This is a genomic window from Acinetobacter sp. YH12049 (genome assembly GCF_013419875.1).
Classification (GTDB): Bacteria; Pseudomonadota; Gammaproteobacteria; order Pseudomonadales; family Moraxellaceae; genus Acinetobacter; species Acinetobacter amyesii.
In genome coordinates this window covers 111,485-135,017 of sequence record NZ_VOZH01000005.1, presented here as the reverse complement: position 1 = coordinate 135,017, position 23,533 = coordinate 111,485, and the positions used below count along the sequence as shown (strand labels likewise).

Sequence of the window (23,533 nt, the reverse complement as noted above, 5' to 3'; positions counted from 1 at the left end):
ATTCCTAAGCATTACTCACCCGTCCGCCGCTAGGTCCAGTAGCAAGCTACCTTCCCCCGCTCGACTTGCATGTGTTAAGCCTGCCGCCAGCGTTCAATCTGAGCCATGATCAAACTCTTCAGTTTAAAATCAATAGTACATATAGTGTACCAATCTTGGCTCATCAATTACTGACAAAAATTTGCTCAAATAAACTTCGAGTAATTTCTACCATTAATCAATGAAAATAATTTCGATCGATCAATCAGTAAAAATCCACACAAGTTGTTCTTCATAATCTCTTAATGATCTTCTTAATGCTTCGTCAGCAAATAAGAAAACAACATCAAACAACTCAAAACCTTATGTTTATAGCTGTCTGCGTTGGTATGCAGCGTATTCTATAGAGTTTCAAAACAAACACAAGCCCCTATCATAGAAATTTCTACGATATTGCGCTTGAATGTATATTTTTTAAACTAAAAGCAATTTATTGCTTATTTAAAAATCAATATATCCGTATATTTTGCTTTATGAAAGACGAATTTTATAATTCTTGGTGATTTTTATATTCTTCAATCTAAAAAGCCCGTAATTCAACGGACTTTTCAAATAACGCGGATTTCAAGAAAACTAATAAAGTTACGAAAGTAACTTTAGTTTGCTTGCTCAGCCAACCAACTCATGAATTTTTGTCGTTCAGCTTTACTAGCCTTCTGCCAAAGCTGAATTAATTGTTGATCTACTCCATTTTGATGAACAGCTATATTTTTTGGAGCAGCTACAGGAACGGCTACGTTCGTTGGCTTTACTGTTACGGATTGTGCATAAACAGGTGCCGGTTGATTTTCTGGCACAGCTTCTTTCTTCGTAAAATCTACGGCATTACCCAATACACCATTGGAGAAAATCGATTTTTGTTCTTTCTTTGCCCCAGCTTGCTGCACAAGTAATTGATTAGATTTGTCATACAACCCAAATATTGGTTGGTCTTTATATTTTTGCGCAGCATCAAAATCTCTTGGTGCATTGACTAGACCTAAACGGTACTCTTGACCATCAATCAGTGCTGGAGTGCGAATAGCAGCAACTCCTGATTTTAATATATCGTGCGAATTATCAGCATGTTGAAAAAATTCGCTATAACGTACAGTTAATACGTTTTCACCTGCATCTAGCTTATATTTCTCTGTAGATCGAAATAAACCACCTGTAACTTCTTGATCATTAACTGCAACTATTTTGATTTCTTCCGGAACAGTCAAAGTTACAGCTGCAAATCCGGCACTACTTAACATCAGCGCTGCAGCAGCAACAGTTAATCTTAAAGTCATCATTATCACTCTTTATCAATTATTTAGTTTCGAATGCACTATGCAATGCATATATGACAATCTTATGACATCTAACAATCACTGTATATTTTGTTTCAAGACATTATTTTGATATTCATTCAAGAATTTTGCATATAAAAAAAGGATGCTCAAAGCATCCTTTTTAATTCATCACACCATCATTACTTGAATGTTTTGAATCGTTCTTCATCTGCAATAAAGGTTTTTTCACCTGCAGGTGCTTCAATCGAACCAAAAACAAGCTGTGCGCGTAGTTTCCATTGATCTGGCACATCAAATGCCGCAGCTGTTTCAGCATCAACAATTGGATTGTAATGTTGTAATGACGCACCAATATTTTTTTCAGCCAAAGCCGTCCAAGTAGCAAATTGAGCAATCGCTGTTGAGTGTTCAGACCATACTGGGAAATTATCTGCATAAAGTGCAAATTGTTCTTGGAGGGCTTTTACTACAGCCTGATCTTCATAAAATAATGCTGTACCAAAACCTGCTGCAAAACTATTAATCTTGCCATTGGTTCCTTCAAATGCATCTGCAGGTACAATTTTACGTAAAGTTTCACGTACGATATTCCAGAATTTTTGATGTGCATCACCAAACAGAATAACGACACGAGACGTTTGAGAGTTAAATGATGACGGACTTAAACGTACTGCATTTTTAATGGTTTGCTCAATTTCATCTTGCGATAAACTCACGTTATTACCAATAGAATAGATTGTGCGACGTTGTTCGATTTGATTCAAGAATGACATTACAAGACCTCTTTTTATTTTCAATTAGCTGACTAAGTTGAGATTTATAATAGGTGATGTTTTTAACAGTTGCATGACTATATTTACAACATTGTGTCTTATTTCTAGAACAATCAGTTGCAAGCATCTAAATACCTACAACCCACTTACATTCAAATATTGGTTCACAGTCTTTAGGACAGCAGAAATCAAAGCAACCTACAGAACATAGAAATTACTCATAAATTCTAAACTGATCTTGATCTTCTGGTTCTAAACGTTCAGGCGCTTGACCTTCAATTGAACCAAAGACCAACTGCGCACGTAGCAGCCATTGTTTTGAAATATTAAAGTGTTCGGCAACGGCATAATCAATGTGTGGATTATAGTGTTGTAAACATGCGCCTAAACCTGCATCTGCGATCGAAGTCCATACTGCGAATTGCGCCATGCCAGACGTTTGCTCCGACCACACTGGAAAATCTTCTGCACTTAATGGCACTTTCTTTTGTAATTGTTGAATCACAACTTGATCTTCATAGAAAAGTACAGTTCCCAGGCCAGCTGCACACTGATCTATTTTGAGCGCCACACCTTCAAAAATATAACTCGCAACATTCTTGCGTTGTACGTCTTTTACAATGTCCCAAAATTTTTGATGAGATTCGCCAAATAAAACTACAATACGTGTGCTTTGCGAATTATATGCAGATGGACAACTTCTTACGGATTCTTGAATCAGTTCCGCCAAATAAGCCTGACTGTAATGCACCTTCTTTCCAAGCTCGTAAATACTGCGACGTTTCTTTAATTGATCAACAAAGGACGCTTCTATTTCTTGGTCGGTATTTTTCTTTTTTAATTTAAAATCTTTAGTGATATCCGCAGTCAATACATGACCAATTTTATCGAGTAACGCCACCCTAAACACCCCAAAGCAATTTTTATATATAAACAACAATTCCTTACTTATTCTAAGGGTATATCAGGCTGAATTTTGATTATGATTTATTCACATGTTGCTTTTTAAATCAATCAGTAAGCTCAAAAACAAAAAACTCCGCATTTTGCGGAGTTTATGTGACATTTAACGCAATTTATTTATCAGTTTCAAATAATGCTGCGACAAATGATTTAGCTGAGAATGGACGTAAGTCATCAATTTTCTCACCTACACCAATAAAACGAATTGGCACATGGGTACGGCTTGCAATATTAAATAACACACCACCTTTCGCAGTACCATCCAGTTTAGTAATGGTTAGACCTGTAAGCCCTACTGCCTCATCAAACATTTCAACTTGGTTAATGGCATTTTGACCTGTACCTGCATCAACCACCAACATCACTTCATGTGGAGCTGTAGCGTCAATTTTTTGCATTACACGTTTTACTTTAGACAACTCTTGCATGAGGTGTCCTTTGTTATGTAAACGACCTGCGGTGTCTGCAATCAGCACGTCTACGCCTTTTGCACGAGCACTTTCAAATGCATCAAAAATAACTGAAGCAGAATCTGCACCATGACCTTGAGCCACAACGGCAATATTATTACGTTCACCCCAAATTTGTAATTGTTCTGTGGCTGCTGCACGGAATGTATCACCAGCAGCCAACATTACTTTTTTACCTTCACCTTGTAAGCGTTTCGCTAATTTACCAATCGTGGTGGTTTTACCCACACCATTCACACCAACAACCAAAATCACATACGGATTTTTATTGCTGTCGATATGTAGTGGTTTAACACGTGGTGCAAGTAATGCCACCAGTTCTTCTTGAAGCGCTTTATATAAAGAGTGCGAGTAAATTAAATCGCCACGTTCAGTACGTTCAGTTAAGTTCGCAATAATCGTTTTGGTTGCATCGACACCAATGTCAGCAACCAAAAGTTGCTCTTCAACTTCCTCTAAAAGTTCATCGTCAATTTCCTTCCCACCGATCAGGATATTCACCATGCCGTCTGCCAAGTTCTTACGTGACTTTGCTAGACCTTCTTTCATACGACTAAAGAAGCCGCCTTTCACCTTCGAGTCTTCAGTTTCTGACTCTGTTTCTTGTAATGGTGCAGCAACTTCTTGCTGTACTTTCGGTGTCTCGATAATCGGCACATTTACCGCAGGTAAACTCGGTAGCGTGACATCGTCATCACCGATATCAGCATCAATCAAAAATTTATTCTGCCCATGAGATTGCTGTTGCATGCCGAATCCTTGAAAAGCACTGCGTTAAAAAAACCGATTCTATCATAAGTTATCTTAAATTGAGTCGCTACACGCCTGTCAGAGCGAAGCACACTAAAAAACAACATGTTGAACTTGCAATCAAAATTAACTTTAGGAAAACTAGATAACTATAAAATGCATTTTAATGGATTCCTTTGTGTCCCATAAAAACAGATTTTCTCCTTGTTTTTTTAAAACTTTATTTCGCTCTGCGCTTCCTATCTGTGTCATCACTAGTTGCTTTTGGTGTGCACCCAATCTACATGCTGACACACGCACCCAATTAACGCGAAGCACCTTTGAAACCACACTTAAAAATGGCTTAAAGGTCATTATCCGTGAAGACCACCGTGCGCCGATGGTAATGACCCATATTTGGTATCGTGTTGGCAGTAGTGATGAGTCGGGCAATCTATTAGGGATCTCCCACGCGCTCGAACATATGATGTTTAAAGGAACCACCAAAGTTCCTAATGATGAATTTACACGTCTCAGCCGTATCTATGGCGGCAGCATCAACGCTGCAACCTTCACCAATTACACCAATTATTATCAGTTGTATCCTAAAGCCTATTTTCCTATGGCACTGGAGCTCGAAGCGGATCGTATGAGTAATTTACGATTGCAACAACAAGATTTCGAACCTGAAATTAAAGTGGTTATGGAAGAACGCCGACAGCGCACAGATGACAATCCTCGTTCTTTGGCTTATGAACGTTTCAAATGGATTTCTTATCCAACCAGTCACTATCGTCAACCCGTCATTGGACACATGAAAAATCTGCAAAACATCAAATTGGCAGATTTAAAACAATGGTATAAAGATTGGTATACCCCAAACAACGCCATTTTGGTGATTGTCGGTGATGTCGATGCCGAAGCAGCCATTCGTCAAGTTCAAAAATACTTTGGTGATATTCCATCACGCAAAACACCTGATCGTAACGATGTGAGGGAATTCGAGCGTGTGGGCTATCGTCATATGGAACTAAATTTACCCGTACAAGTGCCCAATTTGTATATGGCGTGGAATGTACGCTCACTGGCTACCGCAAAAAACCCACAAGATGCTTATGCTCTCAATATTATTCGCAATATTTTAGACAGCGGCATCTCATCGCGCCTACAAGACAAACTGGTACGCGATAGAAAATTACTTACTGCTGTAAGTGTTTCTTATGATCCATACAATCGTGGAGACAGTTTGTTTACCATTTCAGCACTCCCTGCCGATGGCGTCAAAATGGAACAAGCGCAAAAAGCGATACAAGATGAAATCGACACTTTAAAAACAGAATTAGTCAAAACACCTGAAGTTGAACGTATCACCACACGTTTTGTCTCCAATTTAGTCTATAACCAAGATGACATCAGCAGCCAAGCCAAGACGATCGGTAACTTAGAAGTCAATGGGCTCAGTTTCAGGCTAATGGACGAATTACCAAAACTATATGAAAACGTCAGCGCACAAGATATTCAACGTGTCGCAAATGCGTATTTTGTCCGAGAAAATTTAAGCACCATGTATCTACTTCCAGAACAGACGGAGGTTCCAACAACCTCAAATAAAGCAGATCAAACAGTAAAATCCGCTCAAACGGAAGTTGTTATTCCAGAGCAACAAATCAGCTCAACCCAAAACACAGATAGCGTCTTGTAAGGATTAGTGATGACTATTACGAAAATTTTATCCCTAAGCTTACTCACTGCGTTTGGCTCACTCCTCCATGCAGAAACTTATACGGAAAATGTTCCCGACCTCAACGATAATCCGAGCCAATTACAATCTATCCCCATGCTGCAAAGTTTAAAGAATTTACAGATTGATAAAGACTACCGTGCTCCGCTTGTTCAAGTGCTGAAAAACCGACATGGTGTGAATAGCCTGTTTGTTGAGTCACAAGATCTACCCATGGTGGATATTCAACTGACCTTTAATGCAGGTTCTGCTCGTGATGAAGAAGTCGGAAAAGGCTTGTATGGTGTTGCCAACATGGCTGCACGTTTAATCGATGAAGGCACAGAAAAATACAATCCAACGCAAATTGCCTCGGTTTTTGACCAAACAGGTGCTCAATTTAGCGTGCAAGCACATCGAGATATGTTTGTCGTTCGGCTACGCGTATTGTCAGACCCTAAAAAATTAGAACCTGCTTTAAGCATGATGATGGACGTGATTAAAAATGCGACTTTTAAAACCTCTAGTCTAAACTTAGCTCTCAGTAATAACCAAGCTGGTCAGAAGCAACTCCAAGAAAGCCCAAGTCGCTTAATGAATATTCGATTCTATCGGGCTGTATACGGCACACACCCTTATGCAGAACCGATTACGGGAACCAATGGCAGTATCAAAAAAATCACCCCAGACATTTTAAAAAAGTTTCGTGATCAATTTTTAGTTGCTCAAAACTTAAATATAGCCATTACAGGCAAACTCAGCAAAAAAGAAGCACAAAACCTTGCAGAACGTATTTCTGGAAACTTAAAGCAAGGCGAAAAAGCCAAGGCACTTGCACAACCAGAAGAAAAACAAGGCTTTGATATTATCCATCTTCCCTACAATTCCACCCAAGCCAACGTCATATTTGGACATTTAGGGACGACACGCGATAACAAAGATCGATTAGCCTTAGAAGTAGCCAATCGAATGTTTGGCGGTGGTGGTTTTAACTCGGTCCTCATGCAAGAGCTTCGTGTCAAACGTGGCTATACTTATGGTGCCTATAGTGCATTTAGCTTTAGCCAAGCGCCCGGTATCTTTAGTTTTAGCTATGGAACACGTCAAGATCAGCTGATAGATAGTATTCGTGTTGCGCATAAAGCCTTTAATGATTTTGTCAAAATGCCTATTGATCAAAAACAAATGGAAGAAACCAAAGCCGGTATGCTGCGTGCTTTTCCGAATAATTACAGCAGTAATGCAACAATCAATGCACAGCTTGGTCTATTGGGCTTTTATCAACAAGACCCAGATTATTTGACCCAGTACCCTAAATTATTGGAAAAAATAACTGTAGCTGATGTACAAAATGCGGTTCGTACCTACATGCACCCTGAAAATATGACGGTGATTGTGGTCAGTAAAACCTTAGATAAAAATGAAGTACAGCAGATATTGGAGGAGAATGTACAAGCAGCTCCAACCAAGATAATCCCTGCGACTAAGGCTGTTCCTCTGCCAAAGCCGGAAGTTGATGTGCCCGTACAGACTCCATCTGATAAGCATGCATCAATTTAAGATAAGCACCCACACGGATGCGATCTTGCTGTCTCAGCAACATCGCCATTTCCTGAGTTTCAGGATAACTTTGCTGAAACGCAAGTCGTGATACGTTTTGGTATTGCTGTACAGAAATAGGACGATATAAGGCAATCACAGCCAATACCAAAATCACCACGATCATGACTGAAACAAAGATATTATAAATTTGCTCAAGCTGTATTTTAGATTTGAATTGAATAATTTTTTCTAAATCAATAGTCATACACTACCTCAGGTTAAAAGTAGTGTATGGCTGACGTTCAAGAAGTTCAAGTCACAGCGCTTAAAACTGCATCAGTCCACTGTTTCAGTCTGTGAGTTAGCTAAACAATTTACTGAATAATGGTACGTATCACCGCAAAATAAAGAATCAATGCAATAATCGCCAAAACGATAAATACTGCAAAAATACTCATTCCACCCTCTGCATGCGCAGGATGTAAATCATCATCATCGGCGATTTTGAGTAATTCACCATTGTATGCATTGTAAAATTCTAAGCGCTGTCCCTTATCTAAATCCCGTGTGAAATCATATACACGTTTGCGCTGTGCTAAACCAAAATCCCCTAAATGAATCTCCTGATGAAAAATTGCGTCATCAAGATTGCGACGATGTAGATGTGCCAATTCCACAATTTGCGCTAATGTCGGAGGATAATCTAAAGTTAAACCGTCTAAAACTTTTGTCATTTTACTTCTCCTTATTATCTACAACTTCTTATGTTAGTATTTTACTCATGAAAACAATTGTTCATTGTTTAATCATGTAAACTATAGCAAATTAGAAATATTTACGTGAATAGTTGACAATTCAAGATAATTGTAATATTAGTTTAATAATACTTAGTTATATTAGTTAATAGGGCTAAAGAATGGGCCCTTAATGATCATAATTAGAATAAGGAGTTAAATATGATTCAACAATTCTCTCAACATGAACTCGAACATGTATACGCAAATGCGGTAAACACAATTCAATCTCAAATGAACTTCAGCGATGCAGTTCACGAATTGGAAGATGCAGCTCGTGCTGGACATGGTAAAGCAGCGTTATTTTTGGCTGAACTTTATTATCAAGGCTTCCGCGTAGAACGTGACTCACTCAAAGCGCAATATTGGCAGAACATGGCCACCTTGCAAGCATAAAAAAACGTCACTAAGGTGGCGTTTTTTACACCCTTCAACTTTTAACTACATAAATTCTTACAATCCAGTTCAAAGCTTACACAGCTTTTTCATAAGAATTTCCTACAATAGGAGCAACATCAACAACACGCTGCATATGATGTCTAAATTAAAGCAATATAAACCTATTCCAAAAGATTTATTTTTCAAAATTAGTATTTTAAAAACCATGATGTACTGTGGAGTCCTTTGGGGTCTCTACCACCAACAAGGTTGGGCAATGACCAGCGATCAAGATCATATTATCTTCCCGTTTTGGCTAAATGGCATTCAAGCGCATAAATATGCCAAAAAGCATTGGCCCAACTACACTCCACGACGCATTACACCAGAAGATTTTGAGGCATCGCTATTACCGACATTAACACGCCTTAAAGTCATCCCTGCGTTGCATAGCTCTAGCCATATCCGTCTCAAGCTCACAACCTCGCAAATGCGTTTATTCTTTTTTAACCAAGATAAGATTCAAATGGCATAAAACCCTCAGTGCATGCTTGACCTCAGCATGCACTGAAAAGTATTTGCTTTTTTCAAATTTCGCGTTAATTTAAATTAAACAAAAACTACTATAAAGGAATGAAAATATGACTACAGTTGCCCAAGTACTTAAAGACAAAGCTTATCAAGAAATTTACACCATCACCCCAGATGCGACTGTACTCGAAGCCATTTCCCTGATGGCACAAAAAGGCATTGGTGCCCTCGTTGTGACCCATGAAGGCACAGTTGTTGGGATTTTGTCTGAGCGTGATTACACACGTAAAATCGCCCTGATGGAAAGAACATCTTTCGATACCTCTGTCAGCGAAATTATGACGGGTAGTGTCATCACCGTGACAAGTGCCGCGACTGTCGAAGAATGTTTAGAACTTATGACAGATCGCCATTTACGTCATTTACCTGTCGTTGAGGAACAGAAATTAACCGGCTTAATCTCCATCGGCGACCTTGTAAAAGCAGCAATGGATGATCAACGCAAACTGATCGAACAACTTCAACAATATATTTCAGGCTAAACTTAAAAATCCCCCTTAACAAGCTTTAAGGGGGAAATCTAGAAATCAAAATTCTTCATACAACTCACAATATGTAATGACACACACATTACAAATTAATTACTTTTCTCAATTTCCTTTCTTATGTTGAAACCCGTTTTAGATAAATTAGACCAACTGGATGCCATCATTTTAGAATTAGAACGCTTAATGGTTTCTATGAAAGACGATGAACTGCTGCAATACCACCGACGTACGATTAATTTGGAGATTGCTTCGTCTATCGCTGAAATTTTAGATGCAAAGGCAATTATTTATGCGCTACATCCTGAGTTAATTCCAATTACATCAAGCGTTAACCACACTATATATAAAAATTATGTCAAAAAAAATATCCCAGTTAAAAACTGGGATACTTCGAATATAGATCGGGCTATACAACTGCAAAAGATTTTTGCACCATCAACAGATGATGAGCAACTTAGTCTTTTTTAATGGCAGTAATTAATTTAAACCTAATTTTTCAGCCACATAGTCTGAGTCTTTATCGCCCCGGCCTGAAACGTTAACAACAATCTTCACATCTTTGGCAAGTTTTGATGCTTCACGAATTGCCCATGCAACCGCATGTGAACTTTCTAGTGCAGGCACAATACCTTCTACACGTGAAAGCGTCATGAATGCATCTAAACATTCTTGGTCTGTCGCTGTTGTATATTCAACACGGCCTAGGTCTTTTAACAAGCTATGTTGTGGCCCCACTCCAGGATAATCCAAACCTGATGCAATTGAATGCACTGGTAATGGCTCACCCTGTTCATCTTCAAGGACATAACATGCCATACCATGAATTTGACTTGGTTTACCCAATGTCAACGTCGCAGAGTGCATATTGGTATCTAAACCATGGCCTGCAGGCTCCACACCCACAAGTTTTACATCTGTATCATTGAGGAATGCTGTAAATGCACCAACGGCATTTGAACCACCACCCACGCATGCAACCACATAGTCAGGATTTGCACCAAATCGATCATTGGCTTGAACTTTAATTTCATCACCAATAATTGACTGGAAGTCACGGACCATTTTCGGGAATGGATGTGGGCCAACCACTGAACCAATCGCATAAATAAAATTGGTTGGATCTTTTAAATATTCTTCAAAAGCGCTATCTACTGCATCTTTGAGCGTAGCTGTACCACGTGTAACAGAGATCAGGTTGGCACCTAAAATCTTCATTTTCACCACGTTTGGATGTTCTTTTTCAATATCCACTTGCCCCATGTGAATTTCACATGGAATGCCCACTAAGGCACAAGCCGTTGCCAATGCTACACCATGCTGACCTGCGCCGGTTTCAGCAATCACTTTGGTTTTACCCATGTATTTTGCTAACAAAGCTTCGCCAAGGCAGTGGTTAATTTTATGCGCACCGGTATGGTTGAGGTCTTCACGCTTTAGGTAGATTTGTGCGCCACCTAATTTGTCAGACAAGCGCTTTGCATAAAACAATGGACTAGGACGTCCAACATAGTGTGCAAACAACTCTTTCAATTCATTTTGAAATTCTTCTGTATGACGAATTTGCTCATAAGCAACATTAATGTCATCCATTGCCTGTTTTAAATCTGGTGGAATGAACTGCCCACCGTATTCACCGAAGAAACCTTCTTCATTAGGTAATGCGATACCATTAATTTGATGATCCATCATATTTCCTTCATGTTGTATGCAAAACAAAGACTTTTAAATACTATCCAATTTTGAAAATAAGAAACAATGCAAAATTGGAGTAAGTAATATAAACATCATTGATAAGAAAAAGTAGCGTTTTTAACGCTTTAGCGCGCTAAATATTTCGTCATATCTTCCACACCTTTTAGGGTCATCGGGAACATATGATCTTCAAAGATTTGTTTAATCGCAGCTATGGTTTGGGTGTAATGCCAATAACTTTCTTCTTCAGGGTTTAGCCACGCTGTTTTATCAAAATGATTGCGTAAGCGCTGTAACCACACCTGACCCGCTTCATCATTCATATATTCCACAGATCCACCTGCCGAGTTCAACTCATATGGTGCCATACTCGCATCACCGACAACGATGACACGGTAATCTCGACCATAGGTGTTGAATAGATCCCATGTATTCATACGCGTGCTTGAACGGCGAATATTGTCTTTCCATACATAATCATATAAACAGTTATGAAAATAGAAATACTCTAAAGTTTTAAATTCCGTTTTTGCAGCGGTAAAGAGCTTCTCACATTGGGCAATATGTGAATCCATCGAGCCCCCAACATCAAACAGCATCAATACTTTAATGCGGTTACGTCGTTCAGGAACCAACTGCACATCCAAAATACCCTGTTTGGCAGTTTCACGAATAGTTCCATCGATATCTAGCTCTTCTGCTGCACCTTGACGGGCGAATTTACGCAAACGACGCAAAGCCATCTGCATCTGACGACTTCCGAGAATCTGCTCATCATCTAGGTTTCGGTATTGTCGTTGTTCCCACACTTTCACCGCAGATCGTTTTCGACCAGGCCCACCGATACGCACACCTTCAGGATGGTCACCATAGGCACCAAATGGCGAAGTACCACCCGTACCGATCATTCGATTACCACCCTGATGCTTTTTATGCTGCTCACGCAAACGCTCTTCGAGCATTTTCATCAGTTCTTCTAATGAACCAGCTTTTTTTAATTCTTCTCGTTGTTCTGGTGTTAGATGTTTTTCGATGAGCTCAAGGTCAAACCAATCCTTTGGCAGTTTATGTACCTGATTTAGTAGCTCGTCTAAATCAAAGGTGGCAATACCGTCAAAATAGTCCTTCATGGCACGGTCGAACTTATCAAAGTAACGTTCATCTTTAACCATGACGGTTTTTGCAAGCTGATAAAATTCATTTTTATCTGCAAAGACCAGCCCTGCTGCCACTGCTTGGTTCAAGTCAATCAATTCACGGGTTGAAACTGGAACACCATATTTTCGAAGGGTATAAAACAATCGCACAAACATAGGCGAATAAAATCCAATAAAAATTAAATATTAAGAGGTCAAATCCAGTGTGAATGCATGTGATCTTGTTATTTCATCTGCAACTGAGTCTTGCCTTTACGCATACCATTATGAAAAATTGATCTCTACAAGTAAAGCCAAAAGCTTTTACTGCGTGTTCATATACGTTGCCCTACTACCCAAAGAAACACATACAGCATGATTTATTCGCAAGTCGCATTTCTATTGTTAAGCGATTGTTTAAGAGTTTCATATTTGTGCTGAACTTTGAGGCGATCTTGCTGCAACTTTTGAATAGATACGATTTTATAAAAACCTTGATGGTTTCTATAGCGGTTAAAATCGCTTAGGTTCAAGATCACAAAATCATAGTATTTCAGCTCAAGTACAGTTGCAGCACAGGCCTTTTGCTGAATGGCCGTTTGAGCTGCAAGATGATCTGATTGATCAATTAGCTTTTCTTTACGCCCAATACGCATCTTGGAGTAGCTGTTGATGCTGCTGTTCAAACTGAGCATCATCCATTGCATAGCTAAAACTAGAAAAATAAAAACTCGCAACCAACAAGAGTGCTGCCGACTTAAACCTCCTAGGTACAGCTATGTGTACACGAGATACGTATGCACTTGTCTGCATAATTCACCTTTATATTTTTTAATGCTCAAAATAAAAGCCGGATAACCGGCTTTTAAATCTTTTATAGAATTGATATCAATTAACGACGTGACATAAATGCTAGACGTTCAAGTAATTGCACATCTTGTTCGTTCTTAATCAAGGCACCATAAAGCGGTGGAATTGATTTCGATTTATCTGTGTTGCGTAAAATATCTTCTGGCATATCATCCGCCATCAGCAAACTCAACCAATCAATCAACTCAGAAGTTGAAGGCGGCTTCTTTAAACCCGGAACTTGACGTAATTTAAAGAAGATTTGTAGTGCTTCAGAAACCAAGGTATTTGAAATATTTTCAAAATGAACATCAATGATTTCACGCATGGTTGCTTCGTCAGGGAACTCAATATAATGGAAGAAACAACGACGCAAAAAGGCATCTGGAAGTTCTTTTTCATTATTTGAAGTAATGATCACGATTGGACGTTGTGTTGCCGTAATCGTTTCACCTGTCTCGTACACAAAGAATGACATTTTATCGAGTTCGTGTAGCAAATCATTAGGGAATTCGATATCTGCTTTATCAATTTCATCGATTAAAAGTACACAACGTTCTTCACTAGTGAATGCTTCCCAAAGTTTACCTGGCTTAATATAGTTTTTGATGTCATAAACACGGTCATCGCCCAACTGACTATCACGCAGACGAGATACGGCGTCGTACTCGTACAAACCTTGTTGAGCCTTGGTCGTCGATTTAATATGCCAAGTAATGAGCTTAAGGCCTAAACTTTCAGCCACTTGTTCGGCTAAAAGTGTTTTACCTGTCCCCGGCTCACCTTTAACCAAAAGTGGCTTTTGCAATGAACGTGCAGCTTTTACTGCAAGTTTTATGCTATCGGTCGCAATATATTGATCTGTACCAGTAAATTGTTGAGTTTCAACAGACATGACATAACCTTATTTTTTTATTTAAAGCGGTGAAATTTTCTTGTTTACAACGTGCTGTGGTTTCGCTGCATTGTATTTTGTCCAAAAATAGCCGAGGACTAAACCAATACCCACCACAAAGAGAATCAGCGATAGATTCAACCAAACCAATGGCTGATCTTTTGTTAATACACCAAAAATCAAACCAAAAATCGCAGGTGCGATTGCTGCATTTGAACCTTCAGAAACGGTTGGTGTTAATAAAATAGCAAATACGATAAGCCAACCAATGGCACCGATCGTTTTGGGTAAGCGCTTCATCAGCCCATACCAACACAACAAAGCAATTACAGCCCCACCTAAGTAAACCGTAATTGCAATACTGCTTTCAGGAATTGAGTCCAATACCGATACTACACCATTCATTTTCACAACTCCTGAATTAACTTAAGCGCCGCGCAAGCCTTCTGGCTCAACTGCATTTGGGTCAATTAAACCTTCTGGAGGCATCTGAATAAAGAATCCTTTTGTTTCAATAGAATCTATGACGTGTAATACGTTCACACGTGCAAGTTTGCGTGATTCACTGAGTTCTAGATCCATGACAAATGTGGCACGACCAAATGCTGTACGTAAAGCATCAGGCATTACTGCAAGTGGATCTGTCACTTCAGTTTCGTTTTCATTAACTTCAGGACGAGCAATATAAAGATACATTTCATCTTTTTTGCTCGATTTGTAGATAGAACAGTACATAATTGAATCAATACTCATTAAACGCAAGGCAAAGGATACATCAAAAAAAAGACTGATACATTAGTGTTTATTAACGCATCAGTCGTGAATTTGTATAAGTGATAGTTCTTTAATCAATCAGAACTTATTCCAACACTTTCATTTGACCAGAAAGATAACTTTCATCGGCATGCAGCACTTCAATTAAAGGCTTCGTCAGCAAATCATAGCGCCAGCCCAACAAATAGCTCGGTAAATCCTGTTCATCATTATGAAATACCACATGCTGATACAAGGCATTTAACCATTTTTTGCGCATTAAAACTTCTTTAGGCACAGAGGTTTCTTGTACTGCACGCTGAATAACGGTATCGACGCGCGAACCAATATCCTGAGACGAATGACGAATTGGACGTGCCATACGCAGCGGCCATTCAGCTTGCTCAGGTAAAAACTTCAACAAATCTAAAAAAATTTTACCATGCTCACGCACAATGTTCGGACGAATGTCTTTCACTGCACTCAATTGAAAATTATTTTTTGGATTTTTTTCTACCATATCAATGATGGTTGAGTTTTTAAGAATAAAGCTACGTGGCTGATTTAAGGCTTTCACCATTTGCTCACGCCAAACGGCCAATTGCTGAATTTGCATGAGCTGACGACGTGAATGTCGATAATTACCAATATCGTGATACAGCATATGGATCGGCGTTTCAGTGCCAATTTCATAAGTTAAATTTTTGCAGTCCTCAAGCACACAATTTAATAAACTTTTCGCAGCCAATTCATTCTGAATCGTATGGCTTAAATTCATTAAATAATGTACATCATTCGCTGCATAGTTCAATTGCTCGGCACTGAGTGGACGAGCCAACCAATCTGAACGTGTCTGATCTTTATCAATATCGACATCGAGCATAGTTTTTAAGGCATTTTGATAGCTGACTTGTAAGCCATGCCCTAAAAATGACATCCCAACTTGTGTATCAAAGACATTTTCTAAAGACTTATGCTGTGCATAGTGATAAATCAGGTCGATATCTTCACTACAAGCATGAAAAATGTTTTGCTGAGCCGCAAATAATTTTTGCCAGAATTGGCTTAAATCGAGGGTTGTACCATCAAGTAAATACACCTGATTTTGTACATTAATTTGGAAAAGTCCAAGTTTGGGCCACAGGGTATCTACTTTTATAAACTCGGTGTCGAGTCCGTAAATCGAGCTTTGGTCCATAAGATTTAAAACGCAATTTAAATCTGGCTGATTTTGAATGAATTGATACATAAGTTGCTGAGTCTAATTTTAGATGCTCTATGAGCTTATATTAACTGATATATATTATTTATCTATAAGGAAAAACGTTATTTTAGTGACTTATTTCTTTTATTTGGCTTTTTTATTCATTATAAACAAAAACTTTAATCGTTATTAAGTATAAATAATTAGGTGAATTTTATACAAAGCGAAACGAGTTTCGCTCTATAGTTATTTCATTCGCATTCGGTTATGCACGGCCTGACTTAAGGTATGGCTATCCACATATTCAAGCTCACCACCCTGTGGTACACCCTGTGCAATACGGGTCATTTGTATTGGTAAATGCTTGGTCGCTTCAACCAAATAATGTGCTGTCGCTTGACCTTCAACCGTTGCATTGGTCGCCAAGATCACTTCCTGCACTTTACCATCACTTAGTCGTTGAATTAAATATGGAATACCAATTTCGTCGGGGCCAATACCATCGAGTGGTGACAAATGTCCACCCAATACATGATATTTCCCTCTAAAACTGCCACTTTGCTCGATTGCCATGACATCTGCTGGAGATTCAACCACGCAAAGCAGTTGATCATCACGCTCTGAAGAGATGCAAATATTGCATACTTCATCTTCAGTCAATGAATGGCAAATGGAACATTCATGAATATAGTTGGTTGCTTCAGTCAATGCATATGCCAAACCAACAGCGCCTTCCCTATTTTTCATGATTAAGTGCAGTGCCATACGTTGAGCCGACTTTGGCCCAACGCTTGGCAAAATACGCAATGCCTGTACAAGTTGATCAAAACGATCACTAAACATTCAACGTATTCCTTAGAATAAACCTGAAAGACCTGGTGGAAGACCCATACCAGAGTTTGCAGATTTCAGTTTTTCTTCTGAAATCACTTCAGCTTGACGTGAAGCATCATTCATTGCCGCTGCAATTAAGTCTTCAATCATATCTGCATCATCTTGAAGTAGTTCAGGATTGATTTCGATACGTTTCACTACATGACGTGCAGTCATAGTAACTTTAACCAGACCACCACCTGCTTCAGCGTGAACTTCAACTTGTGCAAGCTCTTCCTTGGCTTTTTTAATGTTGCTCTCAACTTCTTTTTGCATGCGTTGAGCTTGCTGCATGAGCATATTAATGTTCATAAAAATCTCCGAACAAAACTGATGAATTCACTTTAGATAAGATCTAAACCGCGTGAAAGATCGCGAATAATATCATTAATATCTTCTAAACCAACAGATACACGAATTAAACCTTCGCTAATCCCTGCTGCTTTTTTCGCTTCTGCTGACATTCTGCCATGAGAAGTCGTTGCAGGATGAGTAATTGTTGATTTTACATCACCCAAGTTACTTGTAATAGAAAGGAACTTGGTATTATCAATCACTGTCCAAGCGCCTTCACGTTCGCCTTTCGCAACAAACGATACAACTCCGCCAAAGCCTTTTTGTTGCTTTTTCGCCAACTCATGACCTTCATGATTTGGAAGTCCCGCATAGTACACTTTTTCAACTTTCGGGTGTGCATCTAACCATTCAGCTAAAGTTTGAGCACTTGCACAGTGGGCTTTCATACGTAAGCTTAAAGTTTCTAGGCCTTTCAGGAAGATCCATGCATTGAATGGGCTCATCGAGTTACCCAGTGTACGAATAACACCTGTAATCTCTTCCATCAATTTTGCACTACCTACAACAGCACCACCGAGCGCACGACCTTGACCATCAATATATTTTGTTGATGAATAGATCACGAGGTCCGCACCAAATTTAATCGGTTGCTGTAACACTGGTGTACAGAAGGTATTATCGACTGCAAATAATGCCCCATGCGCATGTGCAATATCAGCAATGGCTTGTAAATCACCTACTTGAGCTAATGGGTTTGACGGTGTTTCAATAAACAATAGGCGTGTAGTTGGACGAATCGCTTGTTTCCAAGCATCTAAATCTTCCAAATCAACAAAAGTAACGTCAACACCAAATTTGATGACATATTTTTCAAACAGAGAAATGATCGAACCAAAGACAGCACGTGAACACACCACATGATCGCCAGCTTTCAAATACGCCAAAGTGATCGCGTGTACGCCCGCCATACCTGAACTTGTCGCAACCGCGGCTTCAGCACCATCCAAAACAGCTAAACGTTTTTCGAAAGCTTGTACAGTTGGGTTGGTATAACGTGAATAGGTATTGCCTTCAATTTGACCTGAAAATTTTGCTGCGGCATCTGCTGCACTTTCACAAACAAATGATGAAGTCAGGAAAATTGGCTCGCTATGTTCACCCTCAAAAGTACGAGTATGACCTGTACGAATCGCTAAAGTCTCTAATTGGTATTCGATGTCGTCTTGTTGGCTCATCTGTATTACTCAGTCGCGAAGAACTGCCTTTGTGAAGAATTGCCAATATTTTGAGCGTCTAAGCTATTTAAGGTCAAGGTAAAATACGAAATTATCGCTTAGACTTCGACCAATCCTACAAGGACTTAGGCAATTGACAGTTATGCATCCTTTCAAACAGAAATTTCTGGCGCAGCAAAAGAAAATTAAACACTTGTCTACACGTGTGTTTAATGCAAAATCGCTGGTCCTTTCTCAATCGACACCCTATGAAGTAATTACTGAATATAAACATGCAAAAGTTCGGTATTACGCTTCGCCTGATCGTAAATATAAAGAACCCTTAGTGTTTGTTGCTCCACTGGCCATCAATATGGCGATTTATGATTTGTATCCATATCGCTCATTGGTTAAACATTTTCAACACAGTGGCTTTGATGTCTATTTGCTGGAATGGGGAAAATTAAACTATCAAGATCGTTTCTTAAATTTTCTATCGTTTATTGATGATGTGATTCCACATTGTATTGATCAAATTTGTGAGCATGCAGATAGTCAATACATCTCGCTACACGGTTGGAGCATGGCTGGAGTCTTTGTCACGCTGTATACCGCATTACATCAACCTGAACATGTTAAAAATCTCATGGTGATGGGCGCACCAATTGATAGCTATGCCTCAGGTCGTATCGGAAAGTTATTTCAAAAAACCAATCGCTTGCTTTCACGTAGTAAGAATTTACAAGATACTGTTTACACTGGGAAAATTCCTAAACATTTTATCCATACACCGGGCGTGCTTAATGCGATTGGATTTAAAATCGTCGATCCAATTGGTTGGTTCAAAAGCCAAAAGCAATTTTTATCTAACTTAGATAATCTGCATGACCTGTATGAACATGCAACCATGGGCGATTTTCTCAATCACATGATTGACTATCCGGGTGGCATTAACCAAGACATGGTGTTCAATGTTTGGCTACAAAATCCGCTTAAAAACGGCATTATTCAATTGAAAGATAAAGTTATTCAATTAAAAAATATCCACTGTTCATTGTTGATTGGCGCGGGTTCTACCGATCAAATTGTTACGGCAGATGCAGCAAGTCCTTTAGGCGAATTGACAAGTAGTCAAGATGTCACGTTTACTCTCATTCCCGGTGGTCACCTCGGCCTGATGTCGAGTCAAAAAAGTGCCAATCAATTTTGGCCAACTTTGACCCAGTGGCTTACACAAAGATCCAGTTTATTGAAATAAAAATTTAGAGGGTAAAGTAAAGATGATTCAGTCAGTTGCATTTATTGGATTGGGCGCAATGGGTTACCGTATGGCAGCACACCTACCAAAACAGTTCGACACGGTTTATGTCTGGAATCGAAACTTTACCAAGGCAGAACAACATGCTGCTGAATTTGGTACGCAAGCGGTTGCTATAGAGCAAGCAGTACAAGCGGACATTATTTTTTCTTGCCTACCCATCAGCCAAGATGTTGAAAATTTAATTGCGAGTGTAACGCTGAAATCAGGCTCGATTTGGGTCGACTGTACCAGCGGTGTACCCGAATCTGCAAAAAAACTCGCTGCTGCCTTAAAGCAGCAAAATGTTGCATTCTTAGATGCCCCTGTGAGTGGACAAACCATTGGCGCTGAAACGGGAACATTAACCGTCATGATTGGTGGTGACAAAGTAGCCTTTGAACGTGCATTACCTGCGATCCAAACATTTGGCAAACTGATTAAACATGTAGGTGAACCGGGTGCGGGTTTTGCCGTCAAAGCTGTAAACAACATGTTAATGGCTGTAAATCTTTGTGCAGTTGCTGAAGGATTCACCACCTTAAAAGCGCATGGCGTGAACTTACATGAAGCACTCGATTGTATTAATGCGTCGAGCGGTAAAAGTAATGTGACTGAAACAGTTTTACCGCAGCGCGTACTGAATCGTAGCTTCCCATTAACCTTTGCACTTCCATTACTTGCAAAAGATACGGGAATTGCTGTTGATCTGGTGCGACAAGCAAAACTTTCAGCACCGGTGCTCTCTTTGACGCAAAATTTAATCCAAGCAGCAAGCGATCAAGCTGAAGAAAACAGTGATTTTTCAAGCGCTATGATTATGTATGAAAAATGGAGTAAAATTACAATTGAGTAATAACTCGCCATTGAATAACGATAAATAACCATCATATTGTACTCTAGTGTCATAACACACATTGTTACAAATGACAGAGGAAACTCGCATGAACAAATTTACCCTCGCAACTTTGCTAGGTGCTGTAACTTTAATCGGGGCTTCTACTGCTGTTTTAGCATCTGAGCAAGAATGCCAAAAGTTGAAAAATGACCATGATGTGATTTATGCATCGAAAGGTTTCTGCTTTAAAGATCCTGACGCTAAAGCGAAGTTTGGCAATGACAATTGCTACACAACTAAGCCTAAATTTTCAGAAAAAGAGCAACAACGACTTGACGCGATCAAAGATCGTCAGAAAGAATTGAACTGTAAATAATTACGATTCAATTCGCTCAAGGAATTTAGCAATGACTTATGATGATCAAAATATTTTTGCTCGGATTTTACGTGGAGAACTTCCTGCGTTTAAAGTCTATGAAGATGATCAAGTACTCGCTTTTATGGATGTCATGCCACAGGCCGAAGGTCATACGCTCGTAATTCCTAAAACCCCTGCTATTACACTGCTTGATTTAGATCCAGAAGCGGCTGCTTATACTATTCAGGTTGCTCAAAAAGTTGCGAAAGCAATGGAAAAAGCCTTAGACGTGAAAGGTATCGTATTGATGCAGTTGTCTGGCGCTGCTGCGGGTCAAACTGTTCCGCATGTACATTTCCACCTAATACCGACTTCAGTGCATGAATTAGGTAAACATGCCGCACAAATGGGCGATATGGAAAAAATCAAAGCCATTGGCGAAAAAATCAAAGCAGCACTTTAAGTTCAATTGAGTTTAAAGTGATGATCAATGGAGCTTCGGCTCCATTTTTTATGTCTCGAATATTATCCCAAGAACTTTTAGCTGCAAAATTTACTGTTCAATACAACTCTAAGCATTTAATAAATATTGCTTTTTATAAGTATAAAAGTAATTTAAACCAAAAGTCACCTTTCACCGTTTTGAAATATTTCCTTAATAGAACTGTCTTATTTGTAATGAATACTTAGCGCCATTAGATAGCGAAATTACTTCTAGCCAAGCTACTGATAAAACATATTGATATGACTGGAAAAGTCTTCTGGAGCTTCAAATGAAAAAAACTCTATGTGCATTAGCAATCGGGGCAACAATTCTTACACCAATGATGGCATCTGCTGCAGATGTAAAAATTTATGGCCGTGCACATGTCTCTCTTGACTATCTAGATGATGGTAAAGATTACAACGAAGTTGGTCTTTCTTCTAACGCTTCACGCTTAGGCTTCAAAGTAGATCAAAAAATTAATGATGACCTCAACGTATTCGCTCAAATTGAGCAAGAAGTAAACTTTGCAAGCGGTAGCCAAGACAGCAAAGGCGTAGATTTTTCAACACGTGATACATTTGTTGGCTTAAAAAGCGGTACTTATGGTCAAGCACGTGTAGGTCGCTTCGATAGCCCATTCAAAGTTGCACGTGGTCCAGTTAACTTCTTCGGTGATATGGTCGGTGACGTACGTAACGTAACTCGCGTAGGCAACTTAAAATTTGATGAACGTAACGAAAACACCATCGAATATAAATCACCAAAATTTGGTGGCGGCTTTAACGTCCTCGCTGCAATATCTATGCACTCAGGCACCAATATCGGACGTGTTGATGCTACCACCACTCCTCCTGCAGAAGGTGTAAAAGAGGGCAAAGACGACAACAAAGCTTATGACTTAGCTTTAACCTACAAAGAAGGTCCGATCGACTTTGCTGCGGCATATGAAAAATATGACGAAAATGCTGCAAATGCTGCTGGCAGTGCAGGCCGCGATGCCTTCCGTATTGCAGGTGCATACAAACTCACCGAAGCATTTAACTTAGGTGCGTTATATCAAATTGCAAAACACGATAATGATACGGCAAACCCAGATGCTCAAGTCTTTGGTGTAGCTGGCGAATACAAAGTAACACCTAAAACTTCTGTACGCGGTGAATATTTCTACCGTGATGTAGATGCAGATGACGCAAATGCAAGCTTAGTTGGTGTAGGTGTCGAACACAAATTGGACAGCACCCTACGGGTATACGGCAACTTAGCAACTGTAATTAACGACAAAAATTCAAAACTTAATCCTTGGAAAGAAGGTCGTAGCTTCGGTAACGGTATCTCAGGTATCGGTGATGAAAATGCAACTGCACTTTCTCTTGGTCTACGTTACGACTTCTAAGCTGCAATATCTCCCCCAAAAGACATACTCCGGTATGTCTTTTTTTTACTCAAATAAAATGTCTCAGAACTAAAATAAGCTAATTTCATCATTTATCAGTGGTTTATAAAAACAATTAAAAAAACTAGACACGCCTATTCAATATCATCCGTATAACGATCGTTTACTAGCACCACATCAACAACGGATTTATTTAGCTAAACTTAAAAATAATAAATACAAATCTTATTCATTCAATAAAGATTCTCATTATTAACAATATAACTTTTAGTAAATATAGTAAATTAGTCAGAATTTAAATTAGATACATAAGCAATTTAGTCGGGTTTAAAAAGTTTAAATATAAGTATTTTAGTCAGGTATTTAAATAACAGAATTAGTTTATTTTTAAATCATTAAAACGATTAAGTTATTGTATTAAAACACTTTAATAATATATTTTTATTTTAACTGTTCAACCTATTTGCTTTTTGTGTATATTTG

26 protein-coding genes, 1 rRNA gene and 1 pseudogene are annotated in these 23,533 nt (G+C 39.0%); 11 read left to right on the top strand and 17 right to left on the bottom strand.

Translation table 11 applies throughout. From position 1 onward, the window contains the following. The 5 genes from FTU05_RS03585 to ftsY all read right to left on the bottom strand — a co-directional run. Nucleotides 1-125: ribosomal RNA gene (locus FTU05_RS03585) — 16S ribosomal RNA — on the bottom strand; the annotation flags it as partial. 510 nt (nucleotides 126-635) lie between these two features. Further along, nucleotides 636-1,313 carry a DUF2057 domain-containing protein gene (locus FTU05_RS03580; RefSeq protein ID WP_180041014.1) on the bottom strand — a complete coding sequence of 226 codons (678 nt, stop codon included), beginning with the start codon at nucleotides 1,311-1,313 and terminating at the stop codon, nucleotides 636-638. Between the two features lie 182 nt (nucleotides 1,314-1,495). Further along, on the bottom strand, nucleotides 1,496-2,089 hold the full coding sequence (locus FTU05_RS03575) for a nitroreductase family protein (RefSeq protein WP_180007270.1): 594 nt from the start codon (nucleotides 2,087-2,089) through the stop codon (nucleotides 1,496-1,498). Between the two features lie 214 nt (nucleotides 2,090-2,303). Continuing rightward, nucleotides 2,304-2,990, bottom strand: a complete 687-nt coding sequence (locus tag FTU05_RS03570; RefSeq protein WP_180027252.1) for a nitroreductase family protein — start codon at nucleotides 2,988-2,990, stop codon at nucleotides 2,304-2,306. A gap of 175 nt (nucleotides 2,991-3,165) precedes the next feature. Then, nucleotides 3,166-4,272, bottom strand: a complete 1,107-nt coding sequence (ftsY, locus tag FTU05_RS03565; RefSeq protein ID WP_180007272.1) for a signal recognition particle-docking protein FtsY — start codon at nucleotides 4,270-4,272, stop codon at nucleotides 3,166-3,168. 241 nt (nucleotides 4,273-4,513) lie between these two features. Between ftsY and FTU05_RS03560 the strand changes: the two are divergent. Beyond that, nucleotides 4,514-5,836 (top strand): annotated as a pseudogene (locus FTU05_RS03560) (M16 family metallopeptidase); the annotation flags it as partial. A gap of 123 nt (nucleotides 5,837-5,959) precedes the next feature. Next, nucleotides 5,960-7,531 (top strand): M16 family metallopeptidase, encoded by a 1,572-nt coding sequence (locus tag FTU05_RS03555; protein WP_373685257.1) that lies wholly within the window; start codon nucleotides 5,960-5,962, stop codon nucleotides 7,529-7,531. Here the strand turns inward: FTU05_RS03555 and FTU05_RS03550 are convergent. Both FTU05_RS03550 and FTU05_RS03545 read right to left on the bottom strand, forming a co-directional pair. Next, nucleotides 7,455-7,778: a hypothetical protein gene (locus FTU05_RS03550; protein WP_180011239.1), complete on the bottom strand. Its 324-nt coding sequence runs from the start codon at nucleotides 7,776-7,778 to the stop codon at nucleotides 7,455-7,457. The genes FTU05_RS03555 and FTU05_RS03550 overlap by 77 nt on opposite strands. Nucleotides 7,779-7,887: 109 nt before the next feature. Next, nucleotides 7,888-8,247 (bottom strand): hypothetical protein, encoded by a 360-nt coding sequence (locus tag FTU05_RS03545; protein WP_180011241.1) that lies wholly within the window; start codon nucleotides 8,245-8,247, stop codon nucleotides 7,888-7,890. A gap of 222 nt (nucleotides 8,248-8,469) precedes the next feature. Between FTU05_RS03545 and FTU05_RS03540 the strand changes: the two genes are divergently transcribed. The 4 genes from FTU05_RS03540 (at nucleotide 8,470) to FTU05_RS03525 (ending at nucleotide 10,232) form a co-directional block, all read left to right on the top strand. After that, a complete protein-coding gene (locus tag FTU05_RS03540; protein ID WP_078188494.1) occupies nucleotides 8,470-8,703 on the top strand; it encodes a hypothetical protein in 234 nt (77 codons plus the stop codon). A gap of 139 nt (nucleotides 8,704-8,842) precedes the next feature. Then, nucleotides 8,843-9,220 carry a DUF2750 domain-containing protein gene (locus tag FTU05_RS03535; RefSeq protein ID WP_078188495.1) on the top strand — a complete coding sequence of 126 codons (378 nt, stop codon included), beginning with the start codon at nucleotides 8,843-8,845 and terminating at the stop codon, nucleotides 9,218-9,220. 106 nt (nucleotides 9,221-9,326) lie between these two features. Continuing rightward, a complete protein-coding gene (locus FTU05_RS03530; RefSeq protein ID WP_078193901.1) occupies nucleotides 9,327-9,758 on the top strand; it encodes a CBS domain-containing protein in 432 nt (143 codons plus the stop codon). Between the two features lie 123 nt (nucleotides 9,759-9,881). Beyond that, nucleotides 9,882-10,232 carry a hypothetical protein gene (locus FTU05_RS03525; protein ID WP_180164235.1) on the top strand — a complete coding sequence of 117 codons (351 nt, stop codon included), beginning with the start codon at nucleotides 9,882-9,884 and terminating at the stop codon, nucleotides 10,230-10,232. A gap of 9 nt (nucleotides 10,233-10,241) precedes the next feature. On the opposite strand, the gene trpB is transcribed toward FTU05_RS03525, so the two are convergent. From trpB to FTU05_RS03470, 10 genes are all read right to left on the bottom strand, one after another. Continuing rightward, nucleotides 10,242-11,450 carry a tryptophan synthase subunit beta gene (gene trpB, locus FTU05_RS03520; RefSeq protein ID WP_180005109.1) on the bottom strand — a complete coding sequence of 403 codons (1,209 nt, stop codon included), beginning with the start codon at nucleotides 11,448-11,450 and terminating at the stop codon, nucleotides 10,242-10,244. A 131-nt stretch (nucleotides 11,451-11,581) separates the two neighbouring features. After that, on the bottom strand, nucleotides 11,582-12,769 hold the full coding sequence (locus tag FTU05_RS03515) for a VWA domain-containing protein (RefSeq protein WP_180106447.1): 1,188 nt from the start codon (nucleotides 12,767-12,769) through the stop codon (nucleotides 11,582-11,584). A 203-nt stretch (nucleotides 12,770-12,972) separates the two neighbouring features. Then, nucleotides 12,973-13,299, bottom strand: coding sequence for a hypothetical protein (locus tag FTU05_RS03510; protein WP_218953231.1), 327 nt, complete (start codon nucleotides 13,297-13,299; stop codon nucleotides 12,973-12,975). 185 nt (nucleotides 13,300-13,484) lie between these two features. Continuing rightward, a complete protein-coding gene (locus FTU05_RS03500) occupies nucleotides 13,485-14,336 on the bottom strand; it encodes a MoxR family ATPase (RefSeq protein WP_180106454.1) in 852 nt (283 codons plus the stop codon). 21 nt (nucleotides 14,337-14,357) lie between these two features. Beyond that, entirely contained in the window at nucleotides 14,358-14,741 is a 384-nt protein-coding gene (locus tag FTU05_RS03495) for a hypothetical protein (RefSeq protein ID WP_078193907.1), read from the bottom strand. 21 nt (nucleotides 14,742-14,762) lie between these two features. Beyond that, complete coding sequence (locus FTU05_RS03490) at nucleotides 14,763-15,071, bottom strand: YcgL domain-containing protein (protein WP_078194000.1); 309 nt, start codon at nucleotides 15,069-15,071, stop codon at nucleotides 14,763-14,765. Nucleotides 15,072-15,195: 124 nt separating this feature from the next. Then, a complete protein-coding gene (locus tag FTU05_RS03485; RefSeq protein ID WP_180106458.1) occupies nucleotides 15,196-16,338 on the bottom strand; it encodes an HRDC domain-containing protein in 1,143 nt (380 codons plus the stop codon). A 201-nt stretch (nucleotides 16,339-16,539) separates the two neighbouring features. Continuing rightward, entirely contained in the window at nucleotides 16,540-17,136 is a 597-nt protein-coding gene (gene recR, locus FTU05_RS03480) for a recombination mediator RecR (protein ID WP_168379667.1), read from the bottom strand. 12 nt (nucleotides 17,137-17,148) lie between these two features. After that, complete coding sequence (locus tag FTU05_RS03475) at nucleotides 17,149-17,478, bottom strand: YbaB/EbfC family nucleoid-associated protein (RefSeq protein ID WP_078188506.1); 330 nt, start codon at nucleotides 17,476-17,478, stop codon at nucleotides 17,149-17,151. A gap of 32 nt (nucleotides 17,479-17,510) precedes the next feature. Beyond that, the gene (locus tag FTU05_RS03470) at nucleotides 17,511-18,698 is read right to left on the bottom strand and encodes an O-succinylhomoserine sulfhydrylase (protein ID WP_180040989.1); all 1,188 of its coding nucleotides are present in this window, start codon (nucleotides 18,696-18,698) and stop codon (nucleotides 17,511-17,513) included. 142 nt (nucleotides 18,699-18,840) lie between these two features. Between FTU05_RS03470 and FTU05_RS03465 the strand changes: the two genes are divergently transcribed. The 5 genes from FTU05_RS03465 (at nucleotide 18,841) to FTU05_RS03445 (ending at nucleotide 23,050) form a co-directional block, all read left to right on the top strand. Beyond that, a complete protein-coding gene (locus FTU05_RS03465) occupies nucleotides 18,841-19,935 on the top strand; it encodes an alpha/beta fold hydrolase (RefSeq protein ID WP_180106460.1) in 1,095 nt (364 codons plus the stop codon). 22 nt (nucleotides 19,936-19,957) lie between these two features. Beyond that, nucleotides 19,958-20,830: an NAD(P)-dependent oxidoreductase gene (locus tag FTU05_RS03460; protein ID WP_180164233.1), complete on the top strand. Its 873-nt coding sequence runs from the start codon at nucleotides 19,958-19,960 to the stop codon at nucleotides 20,828-20,830. Between the two features lie 88 nt (nucleotides 20,831-20,918). Next, nucleotides 20,919-21,188 (top strand): YARHG domain-containing protein, encoded by a 270-nt coding sequence (locus FTU05_RS03455; protein WP_078188510.1) that lies wholly within the window; start codon nucleotides 20,919-20,921, stop codon nucleotides 21,186-21,188. A 31-nt stretch (nucleotides 21,189-21,219) separates the two neighbouring features. Further along, the gene (locus FTU05_RS03450; protein ID WP_078188511.1) at nucleotides 21,220-21,633 is read left to right on the top strand and encodes an HIT family protein; all 414 of its coding nucleotides are present in this window, start codon (nucleotides 21,220-21,222) and stop codon (nucleotides 21,631-21,633) included. 310 nt (nucleotides 21,634-21,943) lie between these two features. Continuing rightward, nucleotides 21,944-23,050, top strand: coding sequence for a porin (locus FTU05_RS03445; protein ID WP_180106464.1), 1,107 nt, complete (start codon nucleotides 21,944-21,946; stop codon nucleotides 23,048-23,050). The last annotated feature ends 483 nt before the right edge of the window (nucleotides 23,051-23,533 follow it).